Here is a 19,080-nt window from a genome sequence, read left to right on the forward strand (position 1 = left end):
TCACTCATTGCAGATTCACGTATGAACGACGAATATTTTATGCGGGAAGCCATTCGGTTGGCCCGCGAAGGCATGAACGCCGGGAAAGGTGGCCCTTTGGGCTCCATTATTGTGAAAGACGGGCAGATTGTGGGCCGGGGCAGCAACGAGGTTACCTCAACCAACGACCCAACGGCCCATGCCGAGGTAGTGGCCATTCGGGACGCCTGCCGTAACCTGAACACCTTCCAGCTCGACGGTTGCACGCTGTATGCCTCCTGCGAACCTTGCCCCATGTGTTTGGGTGCTATTTACTGGGCCCGGCCTGAGCGCATTGTGTACGGCGCGTTTCACTCCGACGCGGCCGGGGCGGGTTTCGATGACCAGTTTATCTACCAGGAAATTGACAAGCCCCGCGAACAACGCAGCATCCCGATGAGTCAGGCGCTGCGCGACGAGGCTAACACCGTTTTCGACGAGTGGAAAGTCAAAACCGATAAAACGAAGTATTAACAGAAGGAGAAGGGAAAAGGGAGTAAAGGAGAAGATAGTTAAACGCTCAACTCCTTTCTCCCTTCCTCCTTTCCTCCTTTCCTCCCTTTTTTATGTCTTCTCACCACATTGTCCGGGACGAACAGGAGCCCGCTTTGTTGATTGCCAATGGCGAACGTTGCACCGACGAATTACTCGGCCAATTGCTCGAATGGTCGCCGGTGGTGGTGGTCCTCGACCGGGCTATCTGGCGGGTGCTCGATCTGGGCATCAAAGTCGATGTGTTGCTGGGTGATTTCGACCCCGCGGCCAACGGCGACCCGCTCGATCTGGAACTGATTCGGCACCGGCAATACCCGCTCGAGGTGGTACATACCCCCGACCAGAATAAAACCGATCTTGAAAAAGGTATCGAGTACCTCATCGCACGGGGGCACTCGGCCGTCAATATTGTCTGGGCCACGGGTCGGCGCGCCGACCATTCCATTACCAATATGACCAATATTGTGCGATATAAAGACCAGATCAAACTGGTTATTCACGACGATTATTCGCGCATCTTTCCGCTCGTCAACACCTTTGAGAAATGGTACGAAGCCGGCACGCCCCTGTCGCTCATTCCGGTGGGGACGGTAGACGGTGTGGTAACGAGTGGCCTCAAATACAACCTCCACGACGAACGCCTGACCCTCGGACATCGGACCGGAAGCAGCAACGAAGCTGCTCAGGATGGGTTTGTGCGGATCTCGGCCCGCGCGGGCGATTTGCTTATTATGGAGTGCTGGGACTGACCGAAGATCAGCACAACCGCTACCAGCACACAATGGCTTCCGGGCATCATGAGCCGCTCGGTGAGTGGGTCGAAGGGGCTTAGGGTCCGTAAGGCGATCAGGGTCAGCCAGTAGCATACGCCTGTCGCGGCCATCCAGGTGGCCAAACTGGTAGGGCGAGGCCACCAAAACCGCTTGCTCAGATACCGGTACAGAATTACCCCAAGGCACCCCTGCCCCAGTAGGGCTATGCTAAACCAGAGCCAATTGCCACCCGGCCGGTAGTTGTACAGCAATACTTCGTTGGCAAAACCGAGGGCAGCCATCCTGAGCCATTGACGCGCTGGTTCGGTGGGGGCTATCCGTGGACCACCCGCCCAATATCCTGTAAGTGAGTAGTTATATGCCAACAGCAAAACCGTACCCACCAAGGCCCCGCATAAAGCCCAGGCCATTGCCCGCGCATTGCCCGCCCAACGGCCCACGGGCCTGTGCATCGCTATCAGTCCGGCCAGTCCAATGAATGCAAACAACCCTACGTAACGCACCATCACGAGGGCTACAAGTACCCCCACCAACCGGGCCAGTTGCCACGGGCGATTAGCTGCCCAACCCGTGTACCAGACCGTGTGCGCTTGCCAGACTACCTCCAGCAACAGGACGACAAACACCGTTTCAGACCAGGTATAAGCCGCCACCCGGAGCGAGCCCGGCAGTAGCCAGAGCGCCAGTAGGCCCGCAGCCCGTTTGGGACCGATGCGCCCGGCCCAGCTAACGCCCGAAACACCCAGCGCCAGCCAGTTGACGAGCTTGGATGCCCACAAAACCGGCCAATGAGTGAGGTATGAAACAAGCATAATCAACAGCGGATAGCCCGGCGGAAAGGTGCCGTCGTACGTGCGAAGGTCGGTGGCCAGGCGCAGGTAATGGAGCGAGTCGGGCGAGGTTGCATGGGTCGAATGTGCGAGGCTCAAGCCAGCCAGCAAACCGCCCAGAACCAGCCAGACGAAAAGTAAAAGACGATTTCCTCCAGTCATCGGGCCAAAACAACCCGGCCCGTCAGGGATCGGTTTCCGGTGGTAAGAAACGGATCGGCGCCCGCACCCAGCAGCTCAAATCGGTACAGGTAGAGCCCTGCCGGTAGCAGGTGGCCTTGCGTATCGGTTCCGTCCCAGAGCCACTCGCTGGCACCAATACGCCCCGGCAATGAAACCACCCGCACAGAACGACCACTCAGATCAGTCAGGCTTAGCTGAATGTGGTGGGGCGGAACCGAGCCCGACAACTGACAGAAAAAACGGGTGACGCGGTCGAACGGGTTCGGTCCGACGCCAGCAGCCAGCAAACGGGGCTCGCTCTCCACCCGAAACGAGATTTGGTAGGGCATGGCCCGGTTGCCGCTCAGGTCGCTCGCGTAGGCTTCCAGCGAGTAACGACCATCGGGCCAGGGTTGGGCAGGTTTGAAGTGGACCCGAACCGCCCGCCCGTCTGCTTCACTCGTCAGCGTCGTGTTTCGCCACCAAAGCCGCTCAAATTCGCCGGTTTGCACCTGATCGGGCCGTTGCAAATACAGCAGCAAGCCCGTTGTGTCGCGCCGGAGCAGCCGGGCGTTATCATCAAATACCCGCAATTGAATCAGGGGCTGGGGCGATACCAGATCATCGTTCTGGAGGTGCCGACCATCGAAGGTCACTTCGAGTAAAGGGGCAACCACATCGGGCGGAAATGGCAACGCGTTTGGGTTGTTGCCACCAAGCACCAGCGTGTTGTTTTCAGTATCCAGCTCTTCAAGCTGCCCAGTCGGATTTAGCCTCAGCTCAATCACAACGGACAGGGCCGTCACTCGCGGCACTCGAATCGATACCGTATCGGACGCTGTCGGAGCCACTACCCAGACCATTTGTTCGTGCAGTAACTGCCCCTCCGGCGTGTACTGACGCACCCGCACCGGCAGCCGTCCACCCACAGCCCGCCCAGCATTGGTCAGCCCGGTGCGGATAAGTAACGAGTCGGACCGGGGCACTTGCAGCAGTAAATTGGGCAGGGCAAACGCATAATCGGGTTTTTCGGCCCGAAACAGCCGAATTGCCGGGTCAGCCTGAAGCAGAAACTGCTGGGCATTGGCCCGGTCAACTACGGTTTGATTAGCCCGCAGATACCGCCTGATGGTCTCCTGCTGCACCCGACCTACCGGTTCACCCAGCCAGTTGGGATCGTTGAGTACGGCGTAAAACGTTTCGGCAAACGCTTTCATCTCCAGCTCGAAACCGTTGTGCGTGTGGGCCAGAAACCCAATGGCACCCCGCCCCGGAGCCGTGACCCAGTCGGTGCCAAACGTGGGGCGACCGAAAAACACATTGCCAGCCGCGCAACCATTGACGAGCAAAAAAGGGTAACGTCCCTCGTTGCGGTAGCCGCGCCGGTCGTCGGAAACAAAGCCAATATCTATATCGCTCACATCCAGGCCGGCATGGCCAAACAGGGTAATCAGCCCAACCCCCGCATTAATGGCTGGTGCCACAGGGACTACCTCGACCGGATGGGTGGTTTGCTTATAAACTGTTTGGACCATAGCCCCAAACGGCGGTTGCTGAATCTGAGCCGCCAACCCATCGACGTACTGACGAAATCGGTTCAGCTCGGCCACCGACTGCCCCCCGCTGAGGTGCAACACTCGTTTGGTCCACAGATCGCCCGGACCCGACTCATGCGCCCGGACTTTCGCCAGATAATCGAGCACTGTTGCCGGGTTATCGGTATTGAGCCGACCAACCGGCAGGCCCGGCACGTCGGGAGCCTCATTATTAAGCCCTTCCACCAGAACCACATCGGAGCCGGGCCACCCGCCGTTCGGAACCAGATCGAGCCGGGCGGGGTCGCGGGTGGGGCTCCCAGGCCGGGGCCGCACGCCCTGAGGGTCGCGCGAGGCACCCACCAGAAACAGCATCGGCACGGGATCGGTGGGCTTACGGGTTTTCAGAATGGCTTGTACAAACCGGCGAATCGCCAGCGGAGATCGTTCGCCATACGTAAACCGGTCGAATAGCTCATGCACGTCTACCGTCAGGGTGTCGTATCCCCCACCCGCCCGCGAAGCCCGGTAAGCCGCGTACGCCCGGACCGGGTCGGACACCGGCCCTACGGGTTGTCGGAGCTGCGGATGCGTCACAATCAGATAGTTGGGGCTTGAGTTACCAAACGACCGAAACCGTACCGGCTTTAGCTCGGGGGCGAGCACCGGCGCGTGGACAGCCGTTTGGCGCTGCGCATACGCTATCCGAACGGCCGACAACGATACCTGTTCGCCCAAAAGCTGCGGCTCTACCGTAAGGGTGAGCGACTCGGCAGGGGCCCAATCGGCCGGTTTCAGCTGCAATGCCACGTTGCTGGTCTGGTAATTCAGGAACTCACGTTCGGCCACTTGCCTGCCATTCACCCGCCAAACAACCCGGTGCGCCCCACTCTTCCGGCCCACCACCCAAGCCTGCAAACGTAGGGGTAGGCTATCGGCCCATACCACACCCGGCAGAGGCACCACAACGGAGTACGACTGCCCGGTGCTAATAACCGGACCGGTCCAGCCCTCCCCTTCGTCGTAGCCACTGAGCACCGAGCCCGTAGCGAGCGAGGCCCCGAGCGGGTAAATAGTTCCGGCGGCATAGTCTGTGGTAAGTACCGTTCGGCTTTCGGTCCATCGGTACGGGCGCAACGGGTCAGCGATTGGTTGGCGTAACCCCTGTGTACCCATGCGCCAGGTCAGGAAATAGAACGTCGTATCGGAGAAAAGACTGTATAACGAATGGGGTTGCCCGCCCGCCGGTCGGTACAGGGCCGAATCGAGGGCACCGTCGTTAGCGTGTCCTTCAAACGAAAGCGTATCCCCCGCATCGAAACGGCCGTCGGATTCACCAGTCAGCCAAACCGGCACTTCACGCCCTCGGTGCAGGAGTTGTACCGTGCGGGGATCAATTGCGGCCGGGTCGATGCCGGCCCGCCGTAGATGGCTCGCCGTGAGTTGGTAGGTTGCCGACCGGGCTATGGGTATTTTCAGGTATATCTGGTCGGCCCGAACCCATTCATCACCGGTTGGCTGCGCCAGTACGCTATGAGTCAGAACGGCCAGAACAATATGTAGTAGCCAACGCATAAATGGGGTGATTTATACCGGTAAACTACAACATTAACGGAAAGGAATACAACAAAAGCGCAACATGTACCGCCTGTTGCTCGGTAAAGACTCGACCCTTAGACGACTTCGACGCCAGCAAGGAATCTAAACGAAAAAGTAAGCAATCCTTTTCTACCACTCAGCCCCGTTTTCCGGCCACTCATCACGCAACTGCCAAAATTTTAATAAAGTACCTTGCATAACAAAGTACCTTACAGTACCTTTGAACCATCGAAAACAACAACCGGCTATGAGCCAGTCTGAAAGCCGGACAAATACTAATGAACATGATCTTTCACGCTAATACCGTACGCCCATGAACATAGAGAACGCCCAGGTGCAAATGCGCAAGGGGATTCTGGAATTCTGCATTTTGCACATTATTTCCCGGGGTGAGGTGTATGCCTCCGACATGCTCGACGAGCTGACCTCAGCCCGCATCATGGTGGTGGAAGGAACGCTCTACCCCCTACTAACCCGACTCAAAAACGCCGGTCTGCTCGATTACAAATGGGTAGAGTCGACATCGGGGCCACCGCGTAAGTACTATATCCTGACCGAGCTTGGCCGTACTTCGCTCACGGCCCTCAACGAAACCTGGCAGGAACTATCAGCGTCGGTTCACACCATTGTGGAGAAAACGGAACAGTACAAGAAGCCTGAGAACGGTAAACCCATTATCCTCTCAGAGAATACCCCAGAACCTCCCCAATCGAATCAACCTTCTTAACCTGACTTTTCTGCCCTTTCGGCCATATAGCCATGAAAAAGACGATCAGCATCAATATTAGTGGCGTCATCTTCCACATCGAAGAAGACGGCTACGACAAACTGAAGAGTTACCTGACTTCGGTACAGCAGTACTTCTCCTCGTACGAAGACAGCCAGGAAATTATTACCGACATCGAAAACCGGATTGCCGAGAAGCTGTTTGCCAAACTGAAGGCTAACGAAAAGCTAACCGGTAGCCCCCGCGAAGCCGTTACCCTTGAAGACGTCAACGAACTGATTGCGGCAATGGGTACCGTGGCCGATTTTGAGGCCGTTGAAGAAGAGGAACTGTTCACAACCTCGGCCCGCAGCAACCAAAGCAACCCCGCGGGTGGCTCAGCAAGCACGGCAGGTGGTGCCTACGGGTACGGCTCCGCTACGGGTAGCACCCAAAGCGGCCGGACAAACACAGGCCCCCGGCGGCTGCTGCGCGACCTGCACCGCAAAACACTGGGCGGTGTGGCCTCTGGCCTGGCCAACTACTTCAATGTAGACCCGGTATGGGTTCGGCTGGTGTTCGTTTTGCTCGTGCTGGGTTTTCCGGCTCTGGGCAGTTCGTCTAACAACGAGGACTTCTTCGGTAGCCTGGCTGGCGTGACCGTACTGGCCTACATTGCCATGTGGATTGCGTTTCCGGGATCGAGCACGCTGGAAGACGACAAGACGGTGAAGAAGTTTTACCGTGACCCCGACGATAAAGTGCTGGGTGGTGTAGCCGCCGGACTGAGTGCCTATTTCGGTATCGACCGGGGTCTGGTACGCCTGCTGTTTGTGGTTTCGATTGCCCTCTTTGGCATCGGTCTGATCTCGTATCTGGTCTTGTGGGCGATCTCGCCCACGGCCGATACCGTGACCGAAAAAATGGAAATGCAGGGTCAACCCATTACGCTGGCCAACATTGAGCAGACCATCAAGCACAACCTCAACGTACCCGAAAGTGGCCCCGAAAGCGGCCTGACCAAAGTACTGCTATTTCCATTCCGGGCAGTATCCATGATTCTGTCAGGGCTGGGTCAGGCTCTCGGACCGTTTCTGAACGGGATTGTGAGCGTAATTCGGGTCCTGGCTGGGATCATTCTGATTCTGGTGGCTTTTTCAGGCGTGATTGCCTGTGTAAGCCTGGCCGGAGCTGCTTTTGGCATCATCTCAGGGGTGTACCCTGACAATGCCGGGCCGTTTCCGTTCGACTGGATTCGGGCTGACCTCGATGCTCCCATGGTTATCACCACCTTTATTGCGGGGGTTCTGCCTTGTGTCGCCCTGGGCGTGTTGGGGGTAATGCTCATCACGCGCCGATTTTACTTCAATGGCCGCACGGCCCTTACCCTGTTGGGCATCTGGATTCTGAGCATGGTGATTGCCGGGGCCACCATTACCCCTTTGGTGAGTGGGTTTAGCCGCAGCGAAACCATCGAAGAAACCGTGACACTGCCCGTTGCCAGTATCCCGACGCCTACCTTCGCGATGAGCGATACGGATACCGAGTTCGACTATAACCCCAGCATCGAGATTCGGGGGTATGCCGGCAACGAGGTGCAACTGCTTCAGCGCTTTAAGGCCCGTGGCCGCAACCGGCAGGACGCCGAAAACAACGCCCGGACCATTAAGTACAACTACACCGTGAAAGACTCGACCATTCGGTTCAATCGCGAACTTGAACTGGCCCCCAAAGCCCGGTTCCGCGCTCAGGAACTGGATATGGATCTGCTTATTCCGTTTGAGAAGCCATTCCGCATGACCCGCGATTTCGCCTACTTCATCCGCAACCGGTTTACCCAGACCGAACTCGACCGGATGGACCGGACAATCTGGAAACTGACCGCCAACGAGGGTCTGGTAAGCATTAATTTCCCACGAGACATTGAGCAGGAGTCAGACGAAAACAACGATCAGGCTAACAGCGATGATGACGATTTCACGGATGAGGATTTCAACGCCAGCTTCGACGCGGCAGGCCCCCGCACCCGCACCTTCAACGTACGTGGATTCGACGAGATCGAAGCAACCGGTGCCCTGGTGGTTCGGGTACAGCAGGGCGAAACGTTTCAGGTTGTAGCCGACGGCGAACAGCGCGAACTGGATAAGCTGGATGTTGAGGTGGATGGTCAGACCCTGAAACTCTCGCCCTCAAAAGGCAGCCTGTTTGGTAATCGTTCGAAAGCACCCGTCCGCGTCAGCGTGACCATGCCTACTGTTGAGGGGCTGAGCCTGACAGGCGCCTGCCAGGGTAAACTGGATGGGTTCGGGCGGCTCAATCGGCTTGATCTCGACCTTACCGGTGCCAGCCTCGCCGTAATCGATGCCAACGTTGGCAGGCTTAGTGTGGAGATGACCGGGGCTTCAAAAGCGCAACTGAAAGGCAACGCCGACGAATTGAAAAGCTCGTTGACCGGGGCATCGTTACTCGCTGCCAAGCAAATGTCGATTAACAAAGCCGAGGTCTCAGCCCACGGTGCCAGCAAAGCCGCTTTCGGGCAGGTGAATAATCTGGACGAAAGCACGTCGGGTGCCAGCAGCATTAGCCGCGGTAATTAATCTGGACGCATGCAACGCGCAGGCTATAATCTGCATCTATCCACTGATTAATCGAATAAACAGTCATGAAACGAAACACCTTTTTCCTTCTCGCCCTAACATTGATCACCGGTCTCACGATGGGCTTCGCCCAGGCCGCCGACGATGTCCGCACGTTTAGCCTGAATGGCTTCGACAAAGTCGACATCGGCAGTGCCTTCACGATTCAGGTGACTCAGGGCAGTCAGTTCAGCGTAAAGGCGTCGGGCCGCGACGAAGATCTGAACCAACTGGAAGCTACCGTTACGGGCGGCACCCTCAAGGTTCGGTACAAAAAGAGCAACTGGGGTTGGAACAACAACCGTAAGAACATTCGCATCGATGTGGTAATGCCACAATTGCGCGGTATGAACTTCTCCGGGGCCAGCACGGCAACAGTGCGCGGTTTCCGCAATCAGGGCGACGTAAAACTCGATGTATCGGGAGCCTCAACGGCCAATATCGACCTCGATGCCGACGGGCTTCAGGTTGATTTTTCGGGGGCCTCGTCGGTAACGCTCAATGGCCGCGCCACCCGCATGTCGGGCGATGTGTCGGGGGCTACTACCCTACGGGCCTATGAGCTTAAGACCAAACAGGTCAACCTCGACGTATCGGGGGCCAGCAACGCCAGCGTATCGGCCACCGAAAAAGTAAACGTTGAAGCCAGCGGAGCCAGCAGCGTCCGCTACCGGGGCGGGGCTTCGGTGAGCAGCAACACATCGGGTGCCAGCAGCGTGCGCCGGGATAGCTAATCCCCTACAACCACAACGCAACGGCTAAAAACCTCGCTCGTCGTACCCGATGGGCGAGGTTTTTGTTTTAGGGCAGTTTGTACCTGCCTCAAACGGGTAACCGACTCCGCCTTTCGTCTTTGAAATAAGAATGACTGCCGTGTAGTTGGCACATCCGTTTCCATGAACAAAACCCTATTCTCCCTGACCTGTCTGCTGACCTCGGTTTTAGCTACCGACGGTATACAGGCCCACGTACGGGCCATTCCGCCCACTAAATCGGTTGCGGGCCCCAAACGTTCCATCAAACCGACCGACGTAAAACTTCCGGCGGGTTTCTCGGCCAGTATCGTCGCCGAAGGCATGGGTACCCCCCGGCACATTGCGGTGAGCAAAACCGGCGATGTGTACGTGAAATTAGCCAAGCTGAAAGATGGCAAGGGAATTTACCGGCTCCGCGACACAGACAACGATGGTGTGATGGATGAGCGGGTCGGCTTTGGCGACTACCCCGGCACGGGCATTCTGATAAAAAACGGATACCTGTACGCATCGTCGAACAACAGCGTATTCCGGTATAAACTGAATGCGAACGAGGAAGTAATAGCCCCCGACCAACCCGAGAAGATTGTTTCGGGGCTGCGCGAAAAAGAGCGCGACAAATCAAAATCCATTGCAATTGACGGAGCGGGAAACCTGTACGTAAACATTGCCTCCGACAACGACCGGTGCCGCGAACCCAACAGCGGCAAAGGCATCATGCCCTGTTCGCTGCTCGACTCGGCGGCCGGTATCTGGCGATTTAAAGCCGATGCCACCAATCAGGTTTTCGGTGATGGGGTTCGGTTTGCAACCGGCCTGAAAAACGTGGTGGGCCTCGACTGGAATACCAAAAGCAACACCCTGTTTGTGATGATGCACGGCCGGGGGGCATTCGATGATTTTTACCCGCAGTATTACACCCCGCAACAAAGCGCCGAACTCCCCGCCGAAACGATGTATGCATTGAAGCAGGGCGACGATGCCGGTTGGCCGTATATCTACTACGATCACATCCAGAAAAAGAAACTACTGGCTCCCGAATACGGTGGCGACGGTAAAAAGCCCGGCACAGCCAAAACCATCGACCCGGTAGCGGCTTTCCCGGCCCACCTTGGCCCGAACGCCCTGCTGTTTTACACAGGCAATGCCTTCCCCGAACGCTACCGCAACGGCGCATTTATTGCGTTCCACGGTCAGTCGCAACCCCTGCACAAAGGGTATATGGTGGGGTTTGTACCCTTCAAGAACGGGAAGCCATCAGGCCCCTGGGAGATTTTCGCCGATAACTTTGCCGGTATTGACCTTGCTAAACCTTCTGGCCCGGTACAACACCGCCCATGTGGCCTCGCCCAGGGACCAGACGGCTCGTTGTACGTAACCGACGACCTGAACGGTACCGTTTTCAAGATTAGCTACAAAGGCCCGGTTGCTAAGGCGAGTGCCTCGAAAAAGTAAGTATGCCGTTACAACGGTATCGCAAAGGCCCACGACCGAACCGGTCGTGGGCCTTTCACACATCAGGGGCCAGCATATAGGCAGTCTTCATTGACTACTCACAACCGTACACGTCAGAATAAGCCTGAAATCTCCCGTGTCGCCTTTGGGTCGGCTCAGTACATGCACCGAGTACGGGCCAGGCCGGTACACCACCATAGGCAGTTCATAGCCGGTTGAGGTGCGAAACGCCCGCCCGTAAAACGCCTGTTCTTTCTGGGGATTCCTAAACCGATGGGCCAACACCTGAAACTCCATATCGGCCGGATTTTGTAACACCAGCTTGAGTTTGCGCCGGATTTGAAACAAACCCCGCCGGGGAATATCGGGACCAAAGCCAAGCCCAAAAAACGCACTGTACACCCGAGGTAGCGAATCAAACTCGGCCTTAGTAGCTACCGGGCTGCTTAGCCTGTCGGCCGGATCATGGGCGAAATGGTCAGCACTAAACCACTCAGGGCGCGTCAGGAAATAATGCATATTTACCGGGCGGCTTCCTCCGTTGGTACTGGCCCAGGTCGGGTCGAGCATACGCCAGTGGCCGTCGAGCCAAACGGCGTTCCATTGGTGATTGATAGACTGAATAGGTGTACCAGCCTGTTCAAACTGGCCTTTAGCATACCCGCTGATGATTCGGGTCCGCAGGCCCGCCTGCCGGTACAACTGATACAGCAAAAGCGAGTAATCGGTACAGATACCTTTGCGAGTCTGCAACACCTGCCGGGCGGCTGCCAGCGTGTCAATAGGTCGGCTGCCATAGCTAACCCGAAACTCAGACGCCTTGGGTGCATCGTACCGAATGTGGGTGGCTACCCACAAAAACAGAGCCCTCGCCTTGGCTGAATCAGTAGTGGCACCGGCTGTAACGACTTGCACCAGCTCCGCCAAATCAGACGAAGGGTCAGGTGTTTCCGCCAGCTTTGAACCCTGCCCATTTCCTGTAATAGCGGTACAAAAAGCAGACAGAATAGACAAACAGCCCCATAAAGCGGCTATTTGACTGCTTCTATGTCTGCCTTTTGCTACCACCGTTTTCATCCCCTGCTCTATTTTTTTCGGGGCTTGGCTTTTTTCCGGACAACTAGCTCCCGGTACCCAAACGTTGGGTCAGGCTCGCGGGTGTAAGCCACATCGGTCAGCACGCCCACCACTGTCTCCGCAGTGGTGTAGATTTTACAGCCCGGCAACAAATGCCCTCCCAGCGTGCGCCCGGTGGAGTCTGAAACAGACAGGTGCAGGTGACTCCCGCCCGTTGAAAGCGTACCCACCAGCGACACTATCTCAAAATGCCCCTGCCAGCGGCTTGGCCCTTCCTGGTTAGCCAGTCGGAGCGTGAGGTCGGTAAGGCTGCCTACGCAGGTTAAGACCGCTCCCGCTTCGATACCTTCCTGCTGCACCAGCTTATCTAATTCTTCTTTTAAATCCTGCCCCGGCCGTAGCCGAAACGAGAGGGTTTTCATACCCGATGCCATTACGGGCACGGATGAAGACTGACTGTGAGCCATAATCGGTAAACTGAGTAGGGTAATAAGCAATAATAAGGCCCGCATGAAAGTTATGCCTATGTGAAACTGATTGAGGAATGCGAAACTACACATTAGGCCTTTCGCTGGCCACCCTAATGCTACTCACCGGCAGCGGATTTGTTGCCGCCCCCTCTGCCCCAGCCCGCTCAACCAACCTCGTAAGTTGGGAAACCACTGCGAATCCATTGCTGGCCTACGCGCCCGACGCCAATTATAGTGCTATCGACGACTACGCCCGCCGTACGCCCGAGAGCCAATCCCGCGACCTGACCACCCTGGCCAAACACCTGACAGCTCCCGCCCGGTCCGATCTGGCCAAAGCCCGGTCAATATACGCCTGGATTTTGTCGCATGTGCGGTACGATATGAACGCGTACGGCAATGGCACGTACTTTTCGGAGGTCGAGTACGCCAACCGGGTACTCAAGTCGCGTCGGGCGGTTTGTACGGGCTTTTCGCTGTTGTATAAACACCTGCTCAACCGGGCGGGGGTCGACGTGGCCAACGTGAAGGGATACTCACGCACCGACGACGGTACGGCTGGGCAGCCCACCGGCCCCGTAGACCACGAATGGAACGCCGTAAAACTCGATGGCGACTGGTATCTGGTCGATATTACGTGGGCCATTACAACCGGCAAAAGTGGGCGCCCCAATGACCATTACTTCCTGACCGACCCGCAGGCGTTTGTGGCTCAGCACCTGCCCGCTGACCCACGTTGGCAGCTACTCAACCCAACCGTCAGCAAAGCCGCTTTCGACCGGTTCCCAAAGCTCTACGACGCCTACTTTCGAATGGGATTCGATAGCCGGTTTCCACAAAACGGCCTTATTCGAACCAACGACGTAGCCACCATTACGTTTCGGAACCCGGAGGATGTAAAAATTATCTGCTCGATGGCCCGGCCGGGGTATAACTCCGTACAGACGGTGCCCTCTACCCTACAACGTAACGGCGACACCTACACCCTCACGGTACGCGTACCCCAACGGGGCACCTCTACCCTGTTTGTGTTTGCCAAACCGAAAGCCGAACCGGGTGGCCGGTACCAGCAGTACGAAGCCATCGGGTCGTTTTCGGTGGTCAAAGGTTAGCGTTTCCGAATACCGGTTAACTCAATATTCCGGGCTTTAAAGGCCGGGACTGGCACATCGTCGGCCCCGGCTGTTTTTATGGTGGTCGAATCAGTCAGTAAGGTGCCGGTGAAAACAACTGGCAGCCGGTTATCGGTCGTTACCTGGTTCGCAATAGCGTAATCCAGAGCGGCCTGTTGCAATTCCTTGTCCAGATTGACCGGGAACCAACGTTCAGCCGTATTAGGCCGCGATACGCTCAAGAAATATTGGTAGCAGCCCCGGCTACACACGGCCACTTCTAAAAATCCCGGCTGATCAACCAACCGGGGTGTCGAAAGCTCATCTGACTGGCAGCTTGTTGCTCCTACCGCCAGCATGGTCATGAAAAAGTGCTTCATAAAAGGTACGCTTTAGGTTTCGGCTTAGCGCTCGCAACGCTTATGCCAAACCCGTTTTTTTCATGACTCTGTGATACACAAAAGCGTTGGAACAGATATAAAAAAAAGGCCCGCTCAAACTGAGCGGGCCTTGTACTTAATCGACCTTTCGGTTAACTACCGACGGCGACGGCTTGGCTGTGGAGCAGCGGGTGCCGTTAGTTTCTGATACTGCTCAGGGCTGAGTGGCTTCAGATCAGTAATCGAGTACGTGTTGTCGCTCACGATTACGTTGAAGCTACCCACTGGGCGACCTTCCTGACCGTTGCATGGCAGCTGCTCAGCCGAGAACACAGCACGGAAGTACTGTACCTGCGGACGTACGCGACGGCCTTTGTAACGGATACCCTGACCTGACTCGATCTTACGCTTCTCTTCCAGCAGCTGCTGTGCCAGCGGGCCAGGCAGTTGTGAGAAGTTCAGCACAAGGGCGGTTGAATCGAAGGTGTATGGATCGATTGCCAGACGGCGGTTCAGGCCGCTGAAGCGCAGACGCGTGGTTTTCTCGCCAACCGAGATAACCTCACCATTACAGTAGCAAACGCTGGCGATGTCACGCGTGTATGGGTTGCGGTAGAACACCTCCAGACGCTCCAGTTTGTGACGGAACTCGCAGGGTGCCTGTGGCGTGAAGTTCGGCTTCAACAAGGCAAAGCTTGTTGTTGCTACTTCGCTCATACACGTTCCACACTTGGCCGTTTGCCGGTTGTGAACCGTTACGTAGTAGAAACCACGACGGGCGCGACCAGCCTCATCTACATACGTAGAGGGGAAAGTCAGCGTGGTATCGGTCGTGTTAACTACCTCAGCAATGATCTGATCGGAAGCAGGTGAGCCAGCAGCTACTGAATCCGGACGGTAGTACAAACGAGCCGTAAAGGTTTCGTTTTTCGGGTTTACCGTACGGCTTCTCCAGCTGATGCTCGGCAGTGAATTAGCAGCCGTGCTGTCGCCTACATACGACAGACCACCCAGCGGAGTCTGATTAGCAAAGCGTACCGTCACGACAGGAACTGAGTCGCAGGTTGGGCATGATACCGGTGCTTTCGGGATAAGTTTCTTCTGCTGGAAGCCTTTGCGAACGGCCAAACCGGCATTGAAACCACCGTGCTTCCGGTAGTACGAGAGCAACTGATCAGCTACCCCATCCACGATGAAGTAGTTCAGGCCCGTGTAAAAGCCTTGTGCCTGTACACCCACGTGCCATGTGTTGCGAAGGGGGAAAAACACGCCCAACGACAGGTTACCACCGAAGTGGTTCAGGCGGTTGCTTGGCGATACCATCCGGACCAGTCGGTCGTTCAGGCTCGGTACCGAAGCAGCCAACAAGGCAGCCTCTGTGCGGTAAATACCAATTTTCGGTGACAGTTCGAGGAACGACGTGCAAGACGGGTTCCGGCGGCTACGGGCAAACGTCCACTGCAGTACAGGGCCCAATGTGAAGAAGAAGTCTTCGGATGAGCGTTGACGGATTTGCACTTCGGCCGTATTCGGGATACCCAACTGCGACGCCCGCGTACGCAGGAAGTCGATGTAATCGCGACGGGTCCGGTAGTTCTGGTAACCAAACGCAGCCCCGATACCAAACCGAAGCCGACGCTCAGGGCGGCTCAGGAAGTAGTCGGTGTTGAGTGTGATGTTGAAACCAGTACCGTTGTACAACGTGTTGTCGCGACGGTTGTTGCCAAACGTAGCGTCCCAGGTTCCGCAATACGCGAAGTTAGGTCCTACGTATGCACCAACCCGCCACGGCGATGGCCGGCGTACCAATACGAACGTCTGCAACGTAGTGTCGCAATCGTCCAGCTCGGCAACGTCGCTGGCACGCGCCCGGAAGTCAGCCCGGCGCAACGTATCGGTGTACACACCACGGCCCAGGCGGTAGATGTTTTCTTTGGGCGTACACTTGTCACCTTGCTCATTTCGACGGAGCGTATCGGCAGACTGTTGCGCGTTGGCCACCGTCGGGCTGAGCATTAGGCTTGCCGACAACGCACCTCCAATGGTACAAGATAACATCGCTCGACGCTTAAATCGATGATTAAGCGCAGGGGGGATAAGTTTGATCATGGTAATCCGATTTTGTCATTCTCAGACGAAACTTACAACTATACGTCACTATTCCAAAAAGTTTAGCCAGTGGCCAACAAAGTTTTCATGTTTTCGACCATCAGCACCGTTCCGAAACTCTGGCCTATCCTCTGCAAACCTGGCCGCGACGCACCCACCAACCAACTAATTGACAGCACTTTAGACTATTTGGCCCGCAAATTTGAACCGTAAACTCATTTTATGCGCCCGGATGTAGAAAAAATACCTTCTCGTTTGCATTCAGAGCGGACAAAATCTGTGCCTATAATCTCTTTCACTGCGAATTCGGGCCAAATCTAAAGCACGGATGCAGAATTTCAGTTATCCACACCTAATATTTTCTGGCCCAGAATCAATGGAAACGAACTTTTCCTGCACTTATCTGGCTGAAAATAAACGCACAAAGCATAAACAGAAATAGGGTACGCACCGAAAGGTAAATTTTATTTTTTTGATTGAACGGATTTCCTTGACCATTCCGGCTTACCCCGTAGCTACGCTGTAGTATCGTATTTTGTCACACAGCCAGAACCCAAATCGCGCTTTTCATGCAAAAAGCGCACGACTGGTCACCTATGAGGATTCGGTCACCGGCCATGCGCCTTCAAGAGATAAACGTATTACTTTTAGCGAGCCTGCACCTGCTGGTACACCTGCATCGCACCCGCTACTGCCGCTTCAATGGCCGACCGGTCTTTCTGGGCAACGGCCCCTTTATTGAACAATTGTGAGCCCATTCCAACGGCCGTGGCCCCCGCCCCAAACCAGGCCGACAAACTGGCTTCGGTAGGTTCTACCCCCCCGGTAATCATCAGCTGTACGTCGGGCAGTACACTTTTCACCGAACGCACAAACGCGGGCCCAACTACTTCGCCCGGAAATACCTTGACGAACGTCGCACCCGCTTTCTGGGCCTGATACACTTCCGTGAGCGTCATGCAGCCGGGAATCCAGGGAATGTTGCGCTCCTGACAAACGGCACCTACCGCCGGATTCATCACCGGGCTCACTACGAACGTAGCACCCGCATCAATAAATGCATGGGCCTGCGCCGGTTCCCAAATGGTTCCGATACCCAGCAGCATCTGGGGAAACTGTTCGGCTTTAGCCTCTACCAACCGCCGGAAGTTATCAAGCGCCGATGCATTACGGTTAGTGTACTCAAATACGCGTATGCCGCCCGCATAACTGGCGGCCACTACGGCGACACTCGTTTCGGCATCGGGATGTGAAAAAACGGGTACAATACCCGCCTGGAGAAGTTGCTCGGTTGTTGTCATCATGTGCAAAGCCACCGTTGCCTCCCCGGCCCGAAGACGCGGGGAGGTTACTGGCGGGAGAATGGGCTCGGTTGAGCCATTACTGGACGCCCGCAGCAGCAGGCTGAGAGGTACCCGCAAACTGGAAATAGTCGCGGGCATTGTTGTAGCAAATATCCTGAACCATTTTGCCGAGCCAGGCAACATCATTGGGGAGTTCGCCATTTTCGACGTCCTGCCCGAGCATGTTGCACAAAATGCGCCGGAAATACTCATGACGGGGGAAACTCAGGAAGCTCCGCGAATCGGTCAGCATGCCCACAAAGCGGCTCAACAAGCCCATGTTCGACAGGGCATTGATCTGCTTTTCCATACCATCTTTCTGATCGAGGAACCACCAACCCGAACCAAACTGTAATTTACCCGGCACGGTACCATCCTGGAAGTTGCCAATCATAGTAGCCATCAACTCATTATCGGCCGGATTCAGGTTGTACAAAATCGTGCGGGCGAGTTGATCGTTGCTATCGAGCCGGTCGAGCAGGCGCGACAGGGGTTGTGCCTGATTAAAATCGCCGATGCTGTCCCAACCAGTGTCGGGCCCTAATTGCTTCAGCAGGCGGCTGTTATTGTTGCGCAGGGCGCCGAGGTGATACTGCTGTACCCACCCCCGACTGTGGTCCTGCTGCCCAAACCAAACGAGCATAAACGAGCCAAACTGACGCACCTCGGCCGTTGACAGGGTCTCACCTTCGAGCAACCGGCCAAAGAGCGCGGCCGCTTCCCATTCGGTACAAAGCTCAGCCCAAACCTGCTCCAGACCGTGGTCTGATGCCCGGCAACCTAAGCTGGCAAAAAAGTCGCAGCGGGTTTCGAGGGCTTTCAGAAATTCACTGAACTCCGTGATTGCAAGGCCGGAAGCGGTAGCGAGCCGCTCAACATACTGCCCAAACGCAACGGTATCGAACGGCATCATGGCCTTGTCGGGCCGGAAGGTAGGCACCATCAGCAAATCTGAACCTTCGGCGGCATACCGGGCATGGTCGGCCAGAGAGTCGGTTGGGTCGTCGGTAGTGGCTACTACTTCGACGTTCATTTTACGCAACAGATTGCGGGCACTGTATTCCGGCGACCGCACTTTTTCGGAGCATTGATCGTAAATAGAACGGGCCGTTTCGGGCGTTAGCAGCTCGTCGATATCGAAGTACCGCAACAGTTCGAGGTGCGTCCAGTGGTAAAGGGGATTCCGGGCCGTGTACGGCACCGTTTCGGCCCACTTGGCAAACTTTTCGTAGTCGCTCGCATCGCCCGTTGCATACCGTTCGGGAATACCGTTGGTACGCATGGCCCGCCACTTGTAATGATCGCCATAGAGCCATACCTGTGTGATGTTCTCAAACTGATGGTCGTTGGCCACCTGCGCGGGCGGCAGGTGATTGTGGTAATCGATGATAGGCATCGGGGCCGCGTACTCGTGGTATAGCCGCCGGGCCGTCTCGGTCTTAAGCAGGAAATCGTCGGTAATAAATGTTTTCATCGGAAAGTCACCCCGGCTTTCGATCGTGCCTGATGATCTGATAAGCTACGAGTCAGGTTTCAAAAGTAAAGACAACGGGTCAAAACCTATACCCTTCGGGTCAGGAATGAATCCGTTTTTCTGCCATTAAAAAAGAGTTTAGCCCGGGTAA

The 19,080-nt window shown here is 56.1% G+C and carries 15 protein-coding genes; 7 read left to right on the forward strand and 8 right to left on the reverse strand.

Features of this window, described 5'->3' with window-relative positions:
* Positions 1–21 precede the first annotated feature (21 nt).
* Together F5984_RS14050 and F5984_RS14055 are read left to right on the forward strand one after the other, a co-directional pair.
* Positions 22–492 (forward strand): nucleoside deaminase, encoded by a 471-nt coding sequence (locus F5984_RS14050; RefSeq protein WP_152124880.1) that lies wholly within the window; start codon positions 22–24, stop codon positions 490–492.
* Positions 493–584: 92 nt separating this feature from the next.
* Entirely contained in the window at positions 585–1,262 is a 678-nt protein-coding gene (locus tag F5984_RS14055) for a thiamine diphosphokinase (RefSeq protein WP_152124881.1), read from the forward strand.
* On the opposite strand, the gene F5984_RS14060 is transcribed toward F5984_RS14055, so the two are convergent.
* The gene (locus F5984_RS14060; RefSeq protein WP_152124882.1) at positions 1,196–2,278 is read right to left on the reverse strand and encodes a hypothetical protein; all 1,083 of its coding nucleotides are present in this window, start codon (positions 2,276–2,278) and stop codon (positions 1,196–1,198) included. The two genes, F5984_RS14055 and F5984_RS14060, sit on opposite strands and share 67 nt — an antisense overlap.
* Positions 2,275–5,388 (reverse strand): putative type IX secretion system sortase PorU2, encoded by a 3,114-nt coding sequence (porU2, locus tag F5984_RS14065; protein WP_152124883.1) that lies wholly within the window; start codon positions 5,386–5,388, stop codon positions 2,275–2,277. The genes F5984_RS14060 and porU2 overlap by 4 nt, the downstream gene beginning before the upstream one ends.
* A 337-nt stretch (positions 5,389–5,725) precedes the next feature.
* Here porU2 and F5984_RS14070 point away from each other — a divergent pair, with 337 nt between their 5' ends.
* The 4 genes from F5984_RS14070 to F5984_RS14085 all read left to right on the forward strand — a co-directional run bounded on the left by F5984_RS14070 (position 5,726) and on the right by F5984_RS14085 (position 10,964).
* Entirely contained in the window at positions 5,726–6,139 is a 414-nt protein-coding gene (locus F5984_RS14070; protein ID WP_152124884.1) for a PadR family transcriptional regulator, read from the forward strand.
* Positions 6,140–6,171: 32 nt separating this feature from the next.
* A complete protein-coding gene (locus F5984_RS14075) occupies positions 6,172–8,715 on the forward strand; it encodes a PspC domain-containing protein (protein ID WP_152124885.1) in 2,544 nt (847 codons plus the stop codon).
* A 65-nt stretch (positions 8,716–8,780) separates the two neighbouring features.
* Positions 8,781–9,488 (forward strand): head GIN domain-containing protein, encoded by a 708-nt coding sequence (locus tag F5984_RS14080; RefSeq protein WP_152124886.1) that lies wholly within the window; start codon positions 8,781–8,783, stop codon positions 9,486–9,488.
* Between the two features lie 162 nt (positions 9,489–9,650).
* Positions 9,651–10,964, forward strand: coding sequence for a PQQ-dependent sugar dehydrogenase (locus tag F5984_RS14085; protein WP_152124887.1), 1,314 nt, complete (start codon positions 9,651–9,653; stop codon positions 10,962–10,964).
* Positions 10,965–11,051: 87 nt separating this feature from the next.
* Here the strand turns inward: F5984_RS14085 and F5984_RS14090 are convergent, their stop codons facing one another.
* Together F5984_RS14090 and F5984_RS14095 are read right to left on the reverse strand one after the other, a co-directional pair.
* The gene (locus F5984_RS14090; protein ID WP_185155518.1) at positions 11,052–11,978 is read right to left on the reverse strand and encodes a transglutaminase domain-containing protein; all 927 of its coding nucleotides are present in this window, start codon (positions 11,976–11,978) and stop codon (positions 11,052–11,054) included.
* 71 nt (positions 11,979–12,049) lie between these two features.
* Positions 12,050–12,508, reverse strand: coding sequence for a PPC domain-containing DNA-binding protein (locus tag F5984_RS14095; RefSeq protein WP_246168995.1), 459 nt, complete (start codon positions 12,506–12,508; stop codon positions 12,050–12,052).
* Between the two features lie 77 nt (positions 12,509–12,585).
* Here F5984_RS14095 and F5984_RS14100 point away from each other — a divergent pair, with 77 nt between their 5' ends.
* Positions 12,586–13,623 carry a transglutaminase domain-containing protein gene (locus F5984_RS14100; protein WP_152124890.1) on the forward strand — a complete coding sequence of 346 codons (1,038 nt, stop codon included), beginning with the start codon at positions 12,586–12,588 and terminating at the stop codon, positions 13,621–13,623.
* On the opposite strand, the gene F5984_RS14105 is transcribed toward F5984_RS14100, so the two are convergent.
* The 4 genes from F5984_RS14105 to uxaC form a co-directional block, all read right to left on the reverse strand.
* On the reverse strand, positions 13,620–14,003 hold the full coding sequence (locus F5984_RS14105) for a hypothetical protein (protein ID WP_152124891.1): 384 nt from the start codon (positions 14,001–14,003) through the stop codon (positions 13,620–13,622). The genes F5984_RS14100 and F5984_RS14105 overlap by 4 nt on opposite strands.
* A 156-nt stretch (positions 14,004–14,159) precedes the next feature.
* Positions 14,160–16,061, reverse strand: a complete 1,902-nt coding sequence (locus tag F5984_RS14110) for a PorT family protein (RefSeq protein WP_246168998.1) — start codon at positions 16,059–16,061, stop codon at positions 14,160–14,162.
* A gap of 698 nt (positions 16,062–16,759) precedes the next feature.
* A complete protein-coding gene (locus tag F5984_RS14115; protein ID WP_246169001.1) occupies positions 16,760–17,533 on the reverse strand; it encodes a beta/alpha barrel domain-containing protein in 774 nt (257 codons plus the stop codon).
* Positions 17,493–18,929 carry a glucuronate isomerase gene (gene uxaC / locus F5984_RS14120; RefSeq protein WP_152124892.1) on the reverse strand — a complete coding sequence of 479 codons (1,437 nt, stop codon included), beginning with the start codon at positions 18,927–18,929 and terminating at the stop codon, positions 17,493–17,495. Before uxaC ends, F5984_RS14115 begins: the two co-directional genes overlap by 41 nt.
* Positions 18,930–19,080 lie beyond the last annotated feature (151 nt).

Source organism: Rudanella paleaurantiibacter, assembly GCF_009184635.1.
Taxonomy (GTDB): domain Bacteria; phylum Bacteroidota; class Bacteroidia; order Cytophagales; family Spirosomataceae; genus Rudanella; species Rudanella paleaurantiibacter.

Bases quoted from the DNA above. Each gene is read 5' to 3' on its own strand.
- F5984_RS14050 (WP_152124880.1), top strand. From the start codon at position 22: ATGAACGACGAATATTTTATGCGGGAAGCCATTCGGTTGGCCCGCGAA.
- F5984_RS14055 (WP_152124881.1), top strand. From the start codon at position 585: ATGTCTTCTCACCACATTGTCCGGGACGAACAGGAGCCCGCTTTGTTG.
- F5984_RS14060 (WP_152124882.1), bottom strand. From the start codon at position 2,278: ATGACTGGAGGAAATCGTCTTTTACTTTTCGTCTGGCTGGTTCTGGGC.
- porU2 (WP_152124883.1), bottom strand. From the start codon at position 5,388: ATGCGTTGGCTACTACATATTGTTCTGGCCGTTCTGACTCATAGCGTA.
- F5984_RS14070 (WP_152124884.1), top strand. From the start codon at position 5,726: ATGAACATAGAGAACGCCCAGGTGCAAATGCGCAAGGGGATTCTGGAA.
- F5984_RS14075 (WP_152124885.1), top strand. From the start codon at position 6,172: ATGAAAAAGACGATCAGCATCAATATTAGTGGCGTCATCTTCCACATC.
- F5984_RS14080 (WP_152124886.1), top strand. From the start codon at position 8,781: ATGAAACGAAACACCTTTTTCCTTCTCGCCCTAACATTGATCACCGGT.
- F5984_RS14085 (WP_152124887.1), top strand. From the start codon at position 9,651: ATGAACAAAACCCTATTCTCCCTGACCTGTCTGCTGACCTCGGTTTTA.
- F5984_RS14095 (WP_246168995.1), bottom strand. From the start codon at position 12,508: ATGGCTCACAGTCAGTCTTCATCCGTGCCCGTAATGGCATCGGGTATG.
- F5984_RS14100 (WP_152124890.1), top strand. From the start codon at position 12,586: ATGCGAAACTACACATTAGGCCTTTCGCTGGCCACCCTAATGCTACTC.
- F5984_RS14105 (WP_152124891.1), bottom strand. From the start codon at position 14,003: ATGAAGCACTTTTTCATGACCATGCTGGCGGTAGGAGCAACAAGCTGC.
- F5984_RS14110 (WP_246168998.1), bottom strand. From the start codon at position 16,061: ATGTTATCTTGTACCATTGGAGGTGCGTTGTCGGCAAGCCTAATGCTC.
- uxaC (WP_152124892.1), bottom strand. From the start codon at position 18,929: ATGAAAACATTTATTACCGACGATTTCCTGCTTAAGACCGAGACGGCC.